The 17,167-nt window shown below is 37.1% G+C and carries 14 protein-coding genes and 4 pseudogenes; 7 read left to right on the top strand and 11 right to left on the bottom strand.

Annotated elements, in window-relative coordinates; all coding sequences use genetic code 11:
* The first annotated feature begins 222 nt into the window (after nt 1-222).
* Nucleotides 223-951, top strand: a complete 729-nt coding sequence (locus EEL30_05315) for a hypothetical protein (protein QDX91837.1) — start codon at nt 223-225, stop codon at nt 949-951.
* A 725-nt stretch (nt 952-1,676) separates the two neighbouring features.
* On the opposite strand, the gene EEL30_05310 is transcribed toward EEL30_05315, so the two are convergent.
* The 5 genes from EEL30_05310 to EEL30_05290 all read right to left on the bottom strand — a co-directional run bounded on the left by EEL30_05310 (nt 1,677) and on the right by EEL30_05290 (nt 5,351).
* Nucleotides 1,677-2,651 (bottom strand): hypothetical protein, encoded by a 975-nt coding sequence (locus EEL30_05310; GenBank protein ID QDX91836.1) that lies wholly within the window; start codon nt 2,649-2,651, stop codon nt 1,677-1,679.
* 34 nt (nt 2,652-2,685) lie between these two features.
* Nucleotides 2,686-3,264 carry a flavodoxin family protein gene (locus EEL30_05305; protein ID QDX91835.1) on the bottom strand — a complete coding sequence of 193 codons (579 nt, stop codon included), beginning with the start codon at nt 3,262-3,264 and terminating at the stop codon, nt 2,686-2,688.
* A gap of 112 nt (nt 3,265-3,376) precedes the next feature.
* Nucleotides 3,377-3,949, bottom strand: coding sequence for a TetR/AcrR family transcriptional regulator (locus EEL30_05300; GenBank protein QDX95674.1), 573 nt, complete (start codon nt 3,947-3,949; stop codon nt 3,377-3,379).
* A 190-nt stretch (nt 3,950-4,139) separates the two neighbouring features.
* Nucleotides 4,140-4,538, bottom strand: a complete 399-nt coding sequence (locus EEL30_05295) for a hypothetical protein (GenBank protein ID QDX91834.1) — start codon at nt 4,536-4,538, stop codon at nt 4,140-4,142.
* 123 nt (nt 4,539-4,661) lie between these two features.
* Nucleotides 4,662-5,351 carry a hypothetical protein gene (locus EEL30_05290; protein ID QDX91833.1) on the bottom strand — a complete coding sequence of 230 codons (690 nt, stop codon included), beginning with the start codon at nt 5,349-5,351 and terminating at the stop codon, nt 4,662-4,664.
* A 101-nt stretch (nt 5,352-5,452) separates the two neighbouring features.
* Between EEL30_05290 and EEL30_05285 the strand changes: the two are divergent.
* Nucleotides 5,453-5,623, top strand: a pseudogene (locus EEL30_05285) (AAA family ATPase).
* Between the two features lie 87 nt (nt 5,624-5,710).
* Here the strand turns inward: EEL30_05285 and EEL30_05280 are convergent.
* Nucleotides 5,711-6,355, bottom strand: a pseudogene (locus EEL30_05280) (DUF229 domain-containing protein).
* A gap of 178 nt (nt 6,356-6,533) precedes the next feature.
* Between EEL30_05280 and EEL30_05275 the strand changes: the two are divergent.
* Complete coding sequence (locus tag EEL30_05275) at nt 6,534-7,748, top strand: NO-inducible flavohemoprotein (GenBank protein ID QDX91832.1); 1,215 nt, start codon at nt 6,534-6,536, stop codon at nt 7,746-7,748.
* Nucleotides 7,749-7,790: 42 nt separating this feature from the next.
* Here the strand turns inward: EEL30_05275 and EEL30_05270 are convergent, their stop codons facing one another.
* Nucleotides 7,791-8,306: a Crp/Fnr family transcriptional regulator gene (locus EEL30_05270; GenBank protein ID QDX91831.1), complete on the bottom strand. Its 516-nt coding sequence runs from the start codon at nt 8,304-8,306 to the stop codon at nt 7,791-7,793.
* A gap of 416 nt (nt 8,307-8,722) precedes the next feature.
* Here EEL30_05270 and EEL30_05265 point away from each other — a divergent pair, with 416 nt between their 5' ends.
* Nucleotides 8,723-10,015, top strand: coding sequence for an XRE family transcriptional regulator (locus EEL30_05265; protein QDX91830.1), 1,293 nt, complete (start codon nt 8,723-8,725; stop codon nt 10,013-10,015).
* Between the two features lie 327 nt (nt 10,016-10,342).
* Nucleotides 10,343-11,167 (top strand): HAD family phosphatase, encoded by an 825-nt coding sequence (locus EEL30_05260; GenBank protein ID QDX91829.1) that lies wholly within the window; start codon nt 10,343-10,345, stop codon nt 11,165-11,167.
* Between the two features lie 118 nt (nt 11,168-11,285).
* On the opposite strand, the gene EEL30_05255 is transcribed toward EEL30_05260, so the two are convergent.
* Nucleotides 11,286-13,268, bottom strand: coding sequence for a penicillin-binding protein (locus EEL30_05255; GenBank protein ID QDX91828.1), 1,983 nt, complete (start codon nt 13,266-13,268; stop codon nt 11,286-11,288).
* A 287-nt stretch (nt 13,269-13,555) separates the two neighbouring features.
* On the opposite strand from EEL30_05255, the gene EEL30_05250 reads away from it, so the two are divergent.
* Nucleotides 13,556-14,125 (top strand): RNA polymerase sigma factor, encoded by a 570-nt coding sequence (locus EEL30_05250; GenBank protein ID QDX91827.1) that lies wholly within the window; start codon nt 13,556-13,558, stop codon nt 14,123-14,125.
* Nucleotides 14,118-15,617 (top strand): DUF4179 domain-containing protein, encoded by a 1,500-nt coding sequence (locus EEL30_05245; protein QDX91826.1) that lies wholly within the window; start codon nt 14,118-14,120, stop codon nt 15,615-15,617. Before EEL30_05250 ends, EEL30_05245 begins: the two co-directional genes overlap by 8 nt.
* A gap of 189 nt (nt 15,618-15,806) precedes the next feature.
* Here the strand turns inward: EEL30_05245 and EEL30_05240 are convergent.
* The 3 genes and pseudogenes from EEL30_05240 to EEL30_05230 form a co-directional block, all read right to left on the bottom strand.
* Nucleotides 15,807-15,962, bottom strand: a pseudogene (locus tag EEL30_05240) (dehydrogenase).
* Between the two features lie 52 nt (nt 15,963-16,014).
* Nucleotides 16,015-16,104: pseudogene (locus EEL30_05235) on the bottom strand (polyketide synthase regulator).
* A gap of 395 nt (nt 16,105-16,499) precedes the next feature.
* Nucleotides 16,500-17,099 (bottom strand): TetR/AcrR family transcriptional regulator, encoded by a 600-nt coding sequence (locus tag EEL30_05230; protein QDX91825.1) that lies wholly within the window; start codon nt 17,097-17,099, stop codon nt 16,500-16,502.
* Nucleotides 17,100-17,167 lie beyond the last annotated feature (68 nt).

Raw genomic sequence — 17,167 nt, 5'->3', positions numbered from 1 at the left:
CTTCGATTTTCATTCATATCAATACATGAAAAATAAATATACTAACCGATGCCAGATTGGAGATGGAGGAATAGCCATCTCTTCCCGATGAGGGGAGCGGGAAGTAAAGATTAATTTTCTCTTCAAATGGAACAAATGTTTCCAATCCTTGGTTTACCTTCATAGTATTTAGCATTATTATTTAAAGAAGGCTTCTCAATAAATGAGTTCGATATAGGGGGCATGGGAGAGGAAATGAAAGATAGTTTCCTAAATGGTATAAAATATAAATACGATAGAAGTGTATCGCTGGATTTCTACAGATTTCCTAATACAAATACACTTCTATTGTCATTAAAAAATATACAGGATTTACTTATTCATCCTTTATTATCTTCTATAAAGATTGAAAGTGATTTTGGAACAATTAGACTTAACAACTTTGATACATTAGAACAAATAATTGATGAATCAAATGCTATTTTTTCTATTGAAGTACATTTTGATAGTTTATCTGAAAACCAGGCTATTTTAATAGATTTTAAAGAGTTTGAATCCATAAAACATCCTTCAAAAATTAAAATCTATTCTAATGAGAAAGATTGGATTATAAACACAGAAACTAAGCTAAAAAACATTTTAGAGCCATATAAAACTTGGAAAAAGGCCCTAAGGAGTCCATTGATTTCAACAGTAAGTACAATTCTAATTTCACTATTTATTATTAAGGAGTTTATTTTATTAAAAGAGCCTAGTAGCTATCAGACAATTGACAAATTCATGTTTTTTGTTATAGGTTTTATCACTTTAATTTTTGTCTACTTTATACAAACTTTATTTATACCAAGAATTAAATTAAAAAGTAGTAGTAATCTTAGGGAAAAAGCTAGTTCAGTTTTGAAAAAGCAAAAAGAAAATATTCTTATTAGTCTTGGGGTTAGTACTCTCTTTTTTTATTGGGGTATTTGGTAAAATAATTTCCCTACTTCAAATTACGTCTGCAATGATTTTAAATATCTTTTTTAGATAAGTCGCTTATCTAAGAAATACAATAGAGATAAAAAAATTTTGGTGCTTTTTATTGTATTAGTGATTTTCATTATTATAGATGTAATATTCTTCATAAAAGTCAAATGGTGATTGTCATATGTATAAAAAATGAGCCACTTTAAGTTGCCAAAGGAATATCCATTCTCAGTCAAATGAAGCCAAATGCTCTCTGCCTATTGTTTTCATAAGCTTTTTTTATAGTAGATATGCGCTTGTTCTTGATCGCCAAATTTCTCCTCCCACAAGCTCAGTCGATTACTTTGCGCTCCTTCAGATCAAAGAGCCTCAGGCGCTTGATCTGTTCATCGGAGCCTCGATCCATACATAAGCATCTGGCTTCCAACAGTAATTCCCCTCGTAATCCGTACGACCTACTATGTAATTACGAGACAGCTATATCACAGCATTATTTTACGAAAAGAGGCATGATCACCCAATCCCCACAATGTTGGGGATTTTTTATTACCCCCACCAAAAGATAAAGAAAAAATATAAGCATATTATAATGTTGACACAAAAAATGATAATTATTATCATCCTATCTTTCGTTAAAAGTGTGAAGGGTTATGTTTGGGTTGCAATTGTAATCGAAATACGGACTATTAAATCATCCATAAGTTGCTAAGCGAACAAAGGTAGCATTCGATCTACTCTAATTGAAAAATAATCTTTCCCACTGCCTTACGCGATAATAGCCTAGCTATCGCATGCTCGGCATCCTCGATTGGAAAACGAGAGTCGATGAGAGGGCGTAATTGTCCAGCTTCCGCCATAGGTAATAAGCTCTGGTAGGCATCAACAATCGTATTTTGAGGGAGGGTAAGAATATTGAGTCCCACGATCTGAATCTGTTTCACGATAATATCCATCAGGTTTATCGTTGTAGTCAGCCCTGCAGCATCACCAATACTGACGAATCTTGCGTTAGGTGCTGCCGCTGCTATCAGCTGTTCCACTAATTCTCCACCAACTGGATCGATAATCAGGTCAGTTCCGAAACCATTGGTGATTCGCGCTATACCGTCCTGTACATTTTCTTGAGATAAGTCGATGACACCATAGGGGCGTGCACTCTGAACCTGTTCGGCCTTTAGTGAGGTCGACACAATTGCGATCGGATTGGCACAAAGGGCTTGCGCAACCTGAATCGTAGCATAGCCTACAGATCCACTGGCCCCTGTGATAGCTACGTAATCACCCGGCTTCACCTGAGCATACTGGGTAAGTGCCACATAGGCTGTCACATAGGCAACCGAATACGCGGCTCCTTCGTCGAAATTATACGATTCAGGTAATGGGAGTACGTACGATTCTGGTACGGAAACATAATTTTGGATCACTCCATCCTCAAGAATTCCCAGCGTAGGAGCTGACACAATCACTCTTGTGCCCGGTGCGTATACAGATGATGTAACGACAACGCCTGACGCTTCAGTTCCCAGGATTAGAGGCGGTTGTTTCACATGTGGAAAAGCACCTGTCATAATCGCCAGATCCAGTGGGTTCAGAGCAGCTCTATGAATACGGACTACCGCTTCTCCTGTTTTCGGTGTTACATCCTGACGCTCCTCTATTTCTAAAATAGGCTGTGTATCAAATTGTTTTACGACTAATGCTCTCATCAAAATCCCTCCTTTTATGTTATGGCACGCACAACTACCCTAGCTTTTTGCCTAATTGGTTCACAGCCTCCAGCCACTGCTTTCTCTTTTCATCACCTGCCTTACCAACCTGACTGAAGGTTGTGATTTTTACAGGATTGATACCGCAAAATTGCAAGATAGACTTTTTCATCATCCGATGGCCCGGCTTCCCCTGAAAAAGACTGAAGTACCAGTACGGTGAATCCATCGTGACGATCAGTCTTGCTGATTTTCCTTTCAATAATTGCTGAGGGAGGGATGAGTCCTTTTTATAGGAAAAAGCATAGCCCGGCATGAGGACGCGATCGAGAAATCCCTTTAGCAATGCAGGTGGAGCACCCCACCAGATCGGATAGACGAACACGAGATGATCGGCCCAGCTAATTAATTGCTGAGCTAGCACCAAATCATCCTCCAACTGGGGTTTATTTTTATAGCCGCCAGCTAAGTTAGGATTAAAATCAAGATCAGCCAAACGTAAGCTTTTCACCACAGCACCTGCTGACACTGCACCCTTTTGATAAGCAGCCGCTAGTGCTTCTCCATAGCTCCCCTTCACGGGATTTCCCTGAATAAGTAGGATCTTTTTCATATATAAGCCTCTTGCAAAATTTAGTTAGTTAGCATTTACTAACTTTATTGTGAAAAAGAAAAGGTCAATGCTGACCTATCATGTTTTAAAACCATGGACACATATATCATCTCTACTGTAATAAAGCCAATAGCCTCTCCTTAATCATAGAAGCCAATGATTCTAGTTGGCTAGGGAGCTCACCCTGAAAACTAGAGACTGCCAAGCCCGTAAAAGCCCCAATAATCAGAACAGCCGAGAGTCTTGCATCCTGTTCAGGCAATTCACCGCTTTTGATTCCTTGAAGAATCAATTCATTCAAAGCATCTAACGGCTGTCTCATGTTTTTCTGAGCAATTTGCTGATAAACATCGTGATGCTGAGACAGCAGTAGCAATCCCCAGTGATCCTCGTCGTGCATCTCTACTAGCTGTTCGATTAAACGGTCAAATCTGCTAAGAAACGTTCCAGGTTGACTTACATAAAAATCGACCATTTTTGTGTAGCTATTGCAATACTGGGAAAACACCTCTGATGCTACCTCATTCTTATTCTTAAAATGCTTGTAAATAGCGGCATCCGTAACACCTGCTAAGTGGCCAATCTCTTTAACCGAGATGCCATCAATCCCTTTTGTCGCAAATAGGCGCATAGCGGCTTGTAAAATATCTTTCTTTTTACTGTCAACATGTGGTTTTTTCTTCATGATGATATAGTAAGTGAATCCTAACTTAATTGCAAGGATAAAAATCGGAATGACTTGTTGCAACTGTATGACTCTTTACGGAAACTGAATTTTTTCAAAAAAACAAGATAGGTACCGAATGGACTGTCTATTCACTTTTGGAATAAGCCTCTATGAAATTGATTCAAGTATATAATAAAATCCAAGATGATTAGTTATCATCTTGGATTTTAGGATCCATTTCTTTCTCATATTGCATTTTTTCATCGAAGTTAACTCTTACAAGAATTTTCTCATTTTCACTTATGAAAGTATCTAGAGCTTTTTCTGTTAGATGATCACCAGCGACAACCAAATCAGCAGAATATATATTCTGCGATTTATCAAGAGTAGTACCACTATTAAGTATTATATTCTCGTATTGTAGTACCGATTTTTGTTTCTCACTAAAATGTAATACTATTTGATATTTGCTTAAATCAGCTTTTCTTAATTGTTTCTTTGCTTTGAATGGAACTCTAAAATCAAGAGCATTTAGCTTTTTACCAGCAATTACATTAGCTTTGCGTATGGATATTTCTAGTAGCTCAATTTGATCGTAATTACCCATTGTAATCTTCCCATCCGTTAGAGGTTGAGGGCTAGGAGGCTCCTTAATCATTTCTTTATCACACGAAGCTAATAACAATGACATCATTGAAATGATACAGAGGATTTTTTTAATCATATATCATTAAAAATCTTTAGAGTAAGAAATTTTTTTAGGTCTATCAACGCTTGAAACTGTAATATCCCCTGCACTATATGTCTCATCTCTCATATAAGCGTTACCATTATAAACTTTGTATACATCGTATTTCTTGAGTTTAACTGTATACTTATCATAGCCAATAGCCCCATAGAAGTCCCGATGTAGCTTGCTTGAAGATTCTGAAGGACCAGTAAAGGTAGTAGAAGATGAAAATGAATCAGAGTAAGATCCATTTGCTTTCAAATCAAAGCCTAGACTAATTACTTTTTTAATTTCGGTGCTTACAGAGGTATTGAACTCAATAGAACCTGAAACAGTAACTGTTTTACCAAGTGTTACTGTTTGTCCTCTAGCAACACTAATTAAAAAGGTGTCTGCAGTTCGTTTATCTAAATTGTAGTCAGTGATTTTGGCTGATCCAAAATTGTAATAAGAATGAGAGTATTCTTCACGAATTACTCCTTGCGTACTAACCCCTCCCTGAGTTGTAGGTTTCGCTGTGCCAGCTAATTGTGGATCAGTAAATTGAACAGTAGCATCATAGTTAATAGGGCTTTGTTCGTAATTTGTAATTTGAATGCTTGTTGATTCTTCTGCGAACGTTGTAGGAACAACTGATGTAAGTAAAAATGTTACAATAACACCTGATTTTAAAAAAGATTTTAAATTCAAATAAAACTCCCCTTTTTACAATTTATTACAAATATAATAAAATATTTTGAAATATAAGTCAATTAATGAATTTTTTGTATTATATAATGCTTTTTATTTTGTTGATTGCTACTCATTCACCCATTTTACTGGGGTATCCCAATGCAACCCTGTTAAGCTTCGATGGTGAAACGATTACCGAAGTTGAATATGAGAATATAGAACACTATCAAATAACAAAGTATTTTCTTACTAATAAAGACAAGTTTATCAAGGAAATATTAAGCAAGTAAAAAGAGACTATCTCTTTACATCGGTAATGTCGTGGAATGATAAGCTTAGAGGTTGGGATTATAGGGCATATACCAGGAGTAAGACTCTCAATAGGATTGCTGTTTTAGTTTAAACAACGGTTTATCAATGCTTAGTTCATTGCATGCTTGGTTCCAAGCGTGTATAACAAAAGGATAGGTTCTGCCCAAAGGGTTGATCTGGTGCTGACCTCGCGTAACATCGTCGTCCATCATGAAATAGATTGGTTCTTCGACTGGATTGGAATTATTTTGCCCCAAGATAAAGGGGGAAAGGTCATGGCCTGCTAAGGAATGAACTTCGCTGAATTTTTTTCGTAAGCGGCTTTGGATGTCTCTTACATCGGCATTGGCCAATCCTAACATGGTGGGCAGCAGATCAACATGACTTGTAAGTGTATTGTAATGCTTACGCTGGGGAAAGAGTTTTTGGTTATGAATGATAAAGGGGACATGCAGCATTTCTTCATAAGCACAATACCATTTTTGATGAAGATTGCCATGAGCCCCAAGTAGTTCACCGTGATCGGATGTAAAAATAACAATTGTCTTGTCATAGAAGGAAGAGCGGGTAAGCGCTTCAAAAACCTTAAGCATTTACTGGTCCACATTTTTTTGCAGCTGATAGTAAAGCCTACGGTATTTCCACTGGTTGATTATGGGCAAACACTTACTAAAGTTCTTGATTTTATGTGTGACTGGGGAGGAAGTCATATTGAAAAGAGAGTAAAAGAAGGGGAATCGATTATTATTACCTGTTGTATGAAAATATACAAGTATGAATTATCTTCGCAAATCTGTGCCTTTTAAAGTGATCTTAATCACATAGGGTGACATTCCTCACTCTATATACTTGGTTCATACCACGCAAAACGAAAGTGAGGTAATGATTATGCTAAGTGAAAAAACAATTCAAATCATTAAATCTACAGTACCCGTATTGGAAAAACACGGATTAGATATTACAAAACGATTTTATCAATTATTGTTTACTCATCACCCAGAGCTTTTGAATATTTTTAATCATGCCAATCAGAAGCAAGGAAAACAACAGACCGCTCTAGCAAACGCTGTGTATGCCGCGGCACAATATATAGACAAATTGGAAACGATCATCCCTGTTGTGAAACAGATCGGTCATAAACATCGTAGTCTTGGAATCAGAGCAGAGCATTACCCGATTGTTGGAGAGAATCTGCTTGCTGCGATTAAGGATGTACTCGGCAGTCAGGCTACAGATGAAATCTTGCAGGCATGGGCGGAAGCTTATGGTGTAATAGCAGATGCTTTTATCGGTGTCGAGGCTGAGCTCTATGAACAAGCTGAACAGCAAGAGGGCGGTTGGGAAGGATTTAGGGCATTTAGAGTGGACAGAAAGGTGAAGGAGAGTGACGTTATTACTTCATTTTATCTCGTTCCACAGGATGAAGAAGCCATTGCGGTATTTGAACCGGGTCAGTATATTAGTGTGAAAATGGAAATTCCCGGCGAGTCCAATACCCATATTCGTCAATATAGCTTGTCTGACGCTCCGGGAAAACCTTATTATCGGATCTCTGTTAAAAGAGAGGACGGCCAGCAGGACCAGCCTGCTGGGAAGGTATCGGTCTATTTACATGAACAGGTTGAACAGGGAGATGTCGTATTGCTTTCGGCACCAGCAGGGGACTTCGTTCTGGATCAAAAAGATGATCGTCCTGTAGTTCTCATTAGCGGTGGGGTCGGATTAACGCCTTTAGTTAGTATGCTCCACACACTGGTAGAAACTAATCCGAACCGACAAATCACCTTCATCCATGCAGCTCAGAACGGGGATGTTCACGCTATGAGAGAACAAGTGGAAGAGCTTGCTAGTCAGCACTCACAGGTATCGGTCTACTGGTGTTATGACAAACCGACGGATCACGACAGAGCCACAAATGTTTTTCATAAAGAAGGCTATGTAGATATGGCTACATTGCAAGAAATGGTTCCATCTAAAGATGTCAGCTTCTATTTCTGTGGTCCGATGCCTTTTATGAAGGCATTGTACAGCAACCTGAAGGAATATAAAATTGCTGAAGCAGATATTCATTTTGAGTTTTTTGGTCCGGCAGGTAGTCTGTAAGATCTTGGGTAAAGCGGGAGAGCCCTCTCTAACCAGCGGCAACTATGAGTCGGATTTAGCGGCAGACTGAGCTCGTAACAATCTATTTACAGTCTCACGACGAAGTCCGATAAATTGCCCGATTTCATCCTGTGTTAGCACATCCGTCAAAGTAGTGGGAGAAATATAGAATTCAAACCAAGCTTGGAGTTTCCGCAATTTATCTGCGGCAGACACTTCGGTTAATTGGTCAATTCGATGCTGCATCATTCGTAGCTTTTCCTGAAGCTGCAAGGCAATGGTCCGGCACTTGTCTGGGTTTTTCTGTAGCTCCTGATACCATTCCCGTTCATAGAGGATGTCGATCTCACAAGTTACGAGTGCGACGGCGGTCCCAAAATAGGGATTGGAGCTGATAAGAGAATGGTGTGGGATGATTTCATTAGGTACAATAATATTAACTAAGGTTGTTGTTCCATCTTCATGAATTCTAACAATTTTCAATAAGCCGCTTTTTAGGTGATACAGCGGGCCAGTTTCTCCTTGGCGAAATAATATTTCACCCCTATGCAATCTCATAGCAACCTCCATAAGTGAAAAAGCGAAAGTCGGAACGTTCTGACTTTCGCTTTGATTTGCTTATAGTGATTATAACAGGATAAGACCCTTAATGAGAAATGTGGTGTTATGGAAAATGTGCTAAATCTAAATAGGAGGAAATGAGCTAACCATTTATCCAAACGCTTACAGGAAGTGGAGGAGCTACTCGAATACATGGCGTATGGAAGTTTGTTCGAAAAAGGCAATTATCTAAAAAAGGATAATTTTACTTTTATTTTCATTAATAAATCACTTAATTAACAATAATTTCACTACTAAACTTTATTTATATTTACAATAATATACAACTAATCTAGAATTATAGAGGAGTAATGAATGGAATGGTATACCATTCTCTCATTTTGTCCTGAGAAATTATGTCCTAAGGTGGGAATATGATGGAAGGAAATCAAGCGGTACTTTACTCCTCTCTAGGTGAATTAATAAAAAATAAAAGACAACAAGCAAACCTAAGTTTATCAGAATTGGGAAGGTTATCAGGTGTTAGCAAGGGAGTACTCTCAAAAATAGAATCATGTGAAACGAAGCGACCAGAGCTTCGAACAATTAAAGCAATTACAACGGTATTAGTATTACCATACGAAGAGATTATAGAGAATTATATAGAGATACAACAACGAGTAGAAATTTTATACGAGCTACTACTAGAAATGATTGAACTATCTAATACAACGTTAATAGGTAAGGTTGCTCAAAAAATCCTTGAAAATCCTCAAGAAGATACATATACAGCATTAGAGCGTCTTTATGATCTATGTAATAGCATCACAGGTAATGAGATTAGACTCACTCTTTATAGTGCTATCATCAAGTATGCGAGAGTACATGGAATACCAAATTATATAGCCAAACCGTCCCTACAAAAATATCTAATTGAAAGACAGGATTTCAAAAATCTGGAGGAGTCATTTAAAATTGGTGAAGAAATCATTCACTATGTAGATTTTTTGTCCGAGGACGAGAAAAATACCTTCTATTTTAGAATGGGGCTTCATGCATTTGCTATAAAAAAATATCAGCAATGCATTGAATTAACAAAGACAGGTCTTGTAGAAGACAATACAATAAACGAGTTAAAAGTTAGAGCTTATTTAGCTATGATTAATGCACTGTTATTATTAGAGAAATATGATGAGGTAGAAAAATATCTATCTATTTATAAAACTTTTGATTTTCAATTTGTCCATGAATCAGCTACATTGACTCGTGCAATAGTAAAGGCAAAGAAAAAAGATTATGAAGTAGCTATTCCATTACTACTAGATTGCTTACAAAATACTAGTGAGGACTCACGAATTCATGCAGTTAATGAGTTGTTTGAGCTATATTTACAAATGGAAAAGTTTGAAGCCATTGCAGATTTAATTAGTCAAGAAGACAATTTTTTGAGAGTTGAATCGAAAACACCTTATAAGTATTATTCAATGGGATTATATTATCAAAATAAAGGAACCTATCAAATATTAGTTGAAGCATTTGAAGAAGGATTAAATAGTTATCTTACCAGTATGTCAATATATGGAAAAATAAATGCTTATCATGAAATTAATGAATGTATGAAGAGTATTCTCTCCTATTATTTCTGCGAAAAAAAATCTGTAGATTTACAAATGGTGCAGAAGCTTCAAGACGTATATAATAGAATTATACAAAATAAAATTAATTAGTTAGCTTAGGAGGGATTGAGATGAAAAAGGCAATTATAATGATTTTTATGACGTTAGCAATGGTTATTTCTGTGGGTTCTATTGATTCCTTCTCTCATGTCGCAGAAGCTAGTAAACCCAATGTAATACAGTACGTGTATGATCCAGGCTTTTAATTCCATTCATTTCTCCTTAGAACGCTCCTATGAGCGTTCTTTTTTATGAAAAAACTAGTTTTTTTTTCATTAACCAAAGTCATCCATCTAACCTTTTTTACACATTAATTGCAACTTCAATGTTATGATTATAGTTGATTTCTACAACTAGATGAGATTGGATGGTTTTGTGATGCAAAATTATAAAATGATTGTCCTCGATTTAGATGATACTCTGCTTCAAGATGACCACACCATTTCAGCACGTACAAAAAAAGCATTAATGAAGGCACAAGAAGCTGGAGTAAAAGTGGTTCTCGCATCTGGTCGTCCCACCTTCGCAATGATACATATTGCAGAAGAGCTAGAGCTAGAAAAATACGGGAGCTTCATTTTATCCTTTAATGGTGCAAAAATTATAAACTACAAAACTAAAGAAGAATTATTTAGTAGCACACTACCAGTAGAAACGGTGCATGGCCTATACGACATTAGTAAAAAAGAAGATGTTTCGATTCTTACCTATGATGGAGATGATATCGTAGCAGAAACAATTACTGCGTATACCAAAAAAGAATCTGAAATTACAGGAATGCACATTAAAGAAGTAGATAGCTTTAAACAAGCTATTACACGACCAGTAGTAAAAGTACTAATGGTAGACGAGCCTACAAAACTAGCTATCGTGGAAAAGAAACTGCAAAAACAGCTAGAGGGTAAATTGAGTGTGATGCGATCTAAGCCATTTTTCTTGGAGTTCACAGAGGCTGGTGTAGACAAAGGAACTAGCTTGCACCAGCTCATTAAGCAGGTAGGAATTGAACAAGAAGAAGTTATTGCTATAGGCGATAGCTACAATGATCTTGCTATGATTACCTTTGCAGGGCTTGGTGTCGCAATGGGCAATGCACCTGATGATATTAAAGAAGTAGCTAACTATGTGACAGATACTAATATGAACCATGGTGTGGCAAAGGTAGTTGAAACCTTTATTCTAAATAAAATGTTACAAGCATAGAAAATGGTATGAATCATTTTCATGCTTATAAAAAAGAAGCGCCAAAGAACAACCTCGTTCCTTTGACGCTTCTTTTTGTTGGTAACGTTTCTAACAAAGGTTATTTTTTGAGTAGTGTTTATAGTGAAGAGTAGTAGCCAAAAGCTTTATCAAGTAAGGCACTAGCTTCTTGACGAAGCAAAGGCTGTTTGGAACGGAAATCTACAGAACCATCTTGATTAACCTTGGTGTCTGGATCAACAATTCCTGTTGAAATCAATGCACGGATTGCATCAACTGCCCAAGTATCTGTTTGACCAGTTAACGTAATTTTCCTTGTAGGTTTCACTTGTTTTAAATTTTGGATCATAACAGCTGCCGTTTGTCGTGTGATTGGAGCATTCGCATCAAAATTAGGTATGCCTTCTATCATCTTCTGTTTATTTTCATCTATGACGGAGGCAACTCCATACCATCCGTGAGCACGAAAAAGTGTATTCGCAAATTCCGCTTGGGTCATGGTACCTTGTGGATCAAAACGGTTTCCAGATTTTGCTCCCATGATTCCAAATGCGTGTAGATTATCAATATATGATTTATATTTACTGTTAGCAGGGACATCTGAAAAAGGTTGCTTCATGTGTATTTTTTGTGCATCTGAAACAAAATCCAAACTTTTTGGATTTGAATAATAAAAATACTCGATATTTCCTTTATGATCCTTCTTAAAAGCCAATTTATTTCCGGCTTCATCTTCAAATAACAAAGGATTGATCATTTTCAGAGTGTGCTTACCATTAGTACCTGTTTCCATAACCAAATTGCCGTTTGCATACGAAAACTTAGATTTTAAGAAAAATAGGCGCGTATTTTGGTATATTCCGAGATACTTTTTAGCGTCCTTTTCATTTAGAGGCACGTAGGTAGATTTCGGAGTTTTTTTCTGAGGGTAATAGTGATCCATGAACGCCTCGTACACTTCCAAGCTCATCATTGTATCATTATTGTAGGACATGAAGAGACCAACATTCTTCTCAGGCAATAATACCATCAAGGATTGATGTCCAGGCATACTTCCTCCCTTTAAAACCACATGCTGACCATTCATAAGATTATTAAAGTACCCTTCAAATCCCCCAACAGTTGTCATTGGAATTGATTTTTCGGCAAAGACTTGGTAAGTGTGCATTTGATCCATGCCTTTTTTACTAATTATTTCTTTGTTTTCAAAGTTCCCCTTTTGTAGCTGCATAATCATATACTTGGACATGTCATCTCCTGTAGATATAATGCTACCTTGGGGTCCATCGGTTGGGGCATGTCCATTTGTCTCATGTGCCTCACCGGTAGGTTTATAGTGGGTGGCCATTCTTGCGAGAAGCTCAGGTGTAAACCGAGCACTAGTTGAGTTCATACCTAACGGCTTAAATATCTTCTTATCCATATATTGTGCAAAGGGTATACCACTCACATTTTCTACAGCATATCCTGCCAATAAATATCCAAAGTTGTCATAGGTATAAGCTTCTCCAGGTGTCCTTACCACAGTTGGCATATGGTCAACCAAAAACTCTTTCATTGGAATGTCTTTATCAATAAATTCAGGCGATACGTATGTTGTTATATCAGGAAGATCAACACCACTTGTATAAGTGAGCAGATGATTCAAGGTTAGTGGTTTTCCTGTTTGATTCGGTACCTTTAATCCGCCAAGATACTCTTGTATGTCATGATCGAGATTCATTTTTCCTTGTTCTACGAGCTGCATCGCGGCTAGTGCTGTAAACGTTTTTGAAACAGAAGCGATTTGAAAGACAGTGTTTTTATCAACAGGGGTTTTCTTTTCCTTGTCTGCATATCCGTAGCCTTTGTTTACTACTACTTTTCCGTCCTTGACGACAACAAAATTAGAGCCATTAACATTGAACTTCTTCATTTTATCTGCAAGTATTTGATCAGCAAATGCTTCTACTTCTTTAGAGTCTTGTGGACCATGTAAGCTAGAAGTAGCTGGTGCGGATGATTCCAATGCAGATACGCTAATAGGTGGTGTGGAAGTTGTGAAAACGAGCGTAGATAATAGTAGAACGGCGAGATTCGTGCTTCGAGTCATTTTCTTCATGATTTCCTATCCCTCATTTTTTTACTATTTTTAAAAATGTGTTGTGTATGTAGAACTAGATGTGGGATATCTATAATGTTTAATCATTATAATATTTAATATTTAAATAAGAATCAGTCTTAGGAAGTAGACAGCTGTCAAACTAAAGGTGGGTGTAATCCATAGGTAGTAAAATATAAACATAGTTGGACTGTACACATGTAAAAAGATATTTTCCTCTTTTTTTGAACCAAAACATGAGAGATGGTGAATAAGGAGTGACAGGGAAAACGAGGAGGGTTTTTTACGTGAAGGAAAATCAGCATTTTCCAGAAGCTAGAGAAGGAGGGTCAGTTAGTTTTGAAATGCTTGTTCAACCTCACTTAACTACGGCATTTCGAGTCGCTTTTTTGATCGTCCACGATTACCATCTAGCTCAGGATGCCGTTCAAGAAGCACTGTGGGAGGCATATCAATCACTTTATCGGTATGATGAACGAAAAGGGACATCATTTCGAGCGTGGTTTATGAAAATTGTGACGCATCGGGCGCTTAATATGGTGCGTAGAAAGAAAAAAACGGAAGAATACGCAGACTACATTGATCCTGGCCAAAGTCCGTTGGAGAATATTCTCCAAAAGGAGACAGAGCAACAGATTTGGCGAGCGATCCAGACGATGAAGCCGAAGCATCGTTCTGCAATTGTTCTTTACTATTACGAAGAGTTTAGTATAGCTGAAATCGCAAAAATCCTTGGTGTGTTTGAGGGAACGGTAAAGTCAAGGCTACATAAGGCAAGAAGGTTAATCGCTGAAAAAATACAAGTAGAAAAAGAAACACAGGTAATTACCGAGATGGGAGTGATCATGCATGACTAATCTTGACCAACAGATTGCACAAGCTCTAAAAAAAGTAGCTGGGGAATTAGATCAGCCTACTTTTGTGATGCCTGACCAAGCGGTAGCCTATAAAAGAAAAAGGTCGCGTCTACTAGGTACTTTGGTATTTCCAGTCTCAATAAGCTGCGCTCTGCTTTTAACGGTATCGGTGGGTTCATATGTATCACCTACCTTTGCTGCCTATGTTAAATCGTTATTTGAAGGCAGTTCTGATAAAGAACTGCAATATGCAGCACAGGAGGGCTTTTCACAGAAGGTAAATGCCTCTGTTACGGATCAGGGCTATACTGTTGAAATAAAGGAGATATTGGCTGACCCAATGAGAATTGTGGCCGTATATTCGATCAAGGATCAGCAGAATAACTTTATTCATCCGGATAAGCTTGATATAAGTAAAGTAGAGGTAACAGATTTGAAAGGGAATGTAATTAAAGAAACCAGAATGTATGGGATGGATCGTAACGATGAGAAATATGGATATCTCACTCTAAAAAACCCAGGGGAAACAAAAGAACAGAAGCTTTTATTACAGTTCGAGGGAGATCAGATCGACTCTGTTAAGGGGAATTGGTCCTTAAAGATTCCTTTTGATTTAGAAAAATCAATTACGGCTTCAAAGGTGCTACCAATGAATGAGACGTATACCACGCCACAGGGACTGCAAATCAATCTAAACAGTATTATGTATTCACCGACTGCTGCGCGTGTCGAATATGAAACAAAATGGACGGAAGAGGCAAAGAAAAGATTAGTCCAGGAAAGCAAACAAGTGAAAGGAAAAATAGCTTCAGCTGCCCCTTATGTTCGCTATGATGATTATAAATTGAATTATCATGTTGAAAATGAAAAGGGAGAGGAAGTAAAGGATCTAACTAGGGAGATTGCTACTCCAAGCAAGACAATAGATCAATATGGTCATTCTATACGGAAGTACGGATTTGCTCCTCTGTCTCCTGATCATCAATATACACTAGTATTGGATTCCTTAGTAAAAACAGAACCATATAAGCTGGACATATCATTTGAGCCGAAGCAGCTTGCTGATAAACCTGCAAGAGTAGATAAGGATGGCAAAACAATTGAGATTAAGTCAGTAACCTTTGACGAACCTTTAAATGAAGCATCTCCAAAGGATGAGAAGCATGCTACTATTACACTAGATGTTTATGTAAAGGGTGTATCATATATTAATATAGGAGATACGATTATAGTGGATGATGATACAGATAAAATTATTAATCGCTTTGGTTGGACGATAAAAGATGAGAAGGGCAAAATATATGAGGATACAGGTGGAAATTTTAAAATGATAGGAAAGGATGAGCAAGGCAGAAATCATATCCGAATGAAATTGCAGAGTTATGAAATGAAAGAATTCCCGCAAAAGCTCAGCCTTACTTCAGAGTTGGCTGAAAAGCGTTATGACCTGAATTGGAGAGTACCATTGCCTATGCCAACAGAAGACAAATGAGAAATGATTGTTGCGAGGAAAATAATTGTAGCAAGAAAAATAATAATGAAATACGTATAGTAAGAAAATGGACAGGAAAAATTCCCTGTCCATTTTTTTGTACGATCCTTTTGTATTGGATCATTGTATAAGAGAGAAAGGAAATTATCTGCCTCGTTCAGCGCTCTTTTCAACGAATTTCACTAATGTTTAACGTAAAATGTAGCCCCCATCTGGGAAAAGCGTGCTACCTGTTGTGTAAGAATTGGTCATTAAATAGATAACCGAATGAGCTACTTCATCGGCTTGACCAACTCGCTCAAGCAGAAACATATCATTATACGCATCGTATGCTTGCAGGCGTTTCCAGCGGAATATCAAAAAGTGGGATTTTGTACAAATTACTTTTTTCGATCTCCTCTGGAGGCACTTCTTGTAAAAAGCGCTTTGTTTTTATGCCGACAGCGGAACCGCCGACCCGATGCATTTCATCGAGAAGTCGGCAGAGAGAATGGCTCAAATCGAAAGAGAATAAACTGATTACCAAGTAACTTACTGTGGTTTTAACTATAACAAAGCTGGTGCTGGTGTGTTCTTTGTATAGGACACGGTCTAAAAAAAGCATGCCGATTTTGGGCGGGTGGATAAATCATTACCGTGGAGGCGGATATTATGAGGAACCAGGTGATTTTGAATTATATAAAAATAGCCGGTTCGCCATTAGTATGATGGAAAACCGGCTATTTTTTGCACTCCCTATAGCTTGATTGAGATGTAATGGAACAGCTCTTATCTTTCATTTGAAAAAGTCTCCTACTCAAAAAAGTGTGAGTAGCGTAGGTGGAAGGTAATTATCAGCAACTTAATTTAATGTTTCTTGGAATGAAAATAATTTAGGTCTTTTCATGCTGGTAGGCCGATTACTCGTTTTATAATTTGCTCCATTTTATTCTGGTCGATGTTATTATGAACAAAATTTCTTTGTAAATTTCGTCCATCAAGTAACCCAATAATTACAGCAGCCATTTCGTTAACATTTAAATCTTTAGGTAGTTGATTAGTCATTACTCCTTTTTGCAGAACGGAAGCAATTAAATTAACCCATCCTTTATAGTACGTAGACATTCCTTCCTTTAATTTTTCGTTTCTAATCGCATTAGCACAGAATTCGAAAAAAATAGGTATCCAATTGTCTTCTGAGCTTACCTTGTAAAAAATATCTATTCCTTGTTTAATTAAATTCTCCATTGAATCATTTGAATTTAGTAAAGGTTCATATTGCTGCTTATATTTCTCTAACCTGGTTTCCATTAGTCTCAAAAAAAACTCCTCTTTGCTGGTAAAGTGTAAATAAAATGTTCCTTTTGTATATCCTGCCTCTTTTGCTATTAAGTCAATTGAAGTTTTATCAAAACCATGTTGAGCGAAAACTTTAAAAGATGCCTCTATAATTTTCTTATAAGATTCTTGGCTTTTTAATTTATGCTTGTTTTCTGTATTCATTAACTATAATTACCTCCTATAGAAAAAAATGGTTGATTTTAAACATAACTTATACTATAAATATAATA

Origin of the sequence: Brevibacillus laterosporus (genome assembly GCA_007833815.1) — a bacterium.
GTDB classification, from domain to species: Bacteria; Bacillota; Bacilli; order Brevibacillales; family Brevibacillaceae; genus Brevibacillus_B; species Brevibacillus_B laterosporus_D.
The sequence above is the reverse complement of the archived record's forward strand: the minus strand, read 5'-3'. Positions and strand labels throughout refer to the sequence as shown.

Excerpts from the sequence above, each read along its gene's own strand:
- EEL30_05315 (QDX91837.1), top strand. The coding sequence starts at position 223 with ATGGGAGAGGAAATGAAAGATAGTTTCCTAAATGGTATAAAATATAAA.
- EEL30_05310 (QDX91836.1), bottom strand. The coding sequence starts at position 2,651 with ATGAGAGCATTAGTCGTAAAACAATTTGATACACAGCCTATTTTAGAA.
- EEL30_05305 (QDX91835.1), bottom strand. The coding sequence starts at position 3,264 with ATGAAAAAGATCCTACTTATTCAGGGAAATCCCGTGAAGGGGAGCTAT.
- EEL30_05300 (QDX95674.1), bottom strand. The coding sequence starts at position 3,949 with ATGAAGAAAAAACCACATGTTGACAGTAAAAAGAAAGATATTTTACAA.
- EEL30_05295 (QDX91834.1), bottom strand. The coding sequence starts at position 4,538 with ATGGGTAATTACGATCAAATTGAGCTACTAGAAATATCCATACGCAAA.
- EEL30_05275 (QDX91832.1), top strand. The coding sequence starts at position 6,534 with ATGCTAAGTGAAAAAACAATTCAAATCATTAAATCTACAGTACCCGTA.
- EEL30_05270 (QDX91831.1), bottom strand. The coding sequence starts at position 8,306 with ATGAGATTGCATAGGGGTGAAATATTATTTCGCCAAGGAGAAACTGGC.
- EEL30_05265 (QDX91830.1), top strand. The coding sequence starts at position 8,723 with ATGATGGAAGGAAATCAAGCGGTACTTTACTCCTCTCTAGGTGAATTA.
- EEL30_05260 (QDX91829.1), top strand. The coding sequence starts at position 10,343 with ATGCAAAATTATAAAATGATTGTCCTCGATTTAGATGATACTCTGCTT.
- EEL30_05255 (QDX91828.1), bottom strand. The coding sequence starts at position 13,268 with ATGAAGAAAATGACTCGAAGCACGAATCTCGCCGTTCTACTATTATCT.
- EEL30_05245 (QDX91826.1), top strand. The coding sequence starts at position 14,118 with ATGACTAATCTTGACCAACAGATTGCACAAGCTCTAAAAAAAGTAGCT.
- EEL30_05230 (QDX91825.1), bottom strand. The coding sequence starts at position 17,099 with ATGAATACAGAAAACAAGCATAAATTAAAAAGCCAAGAATCTTATAAG.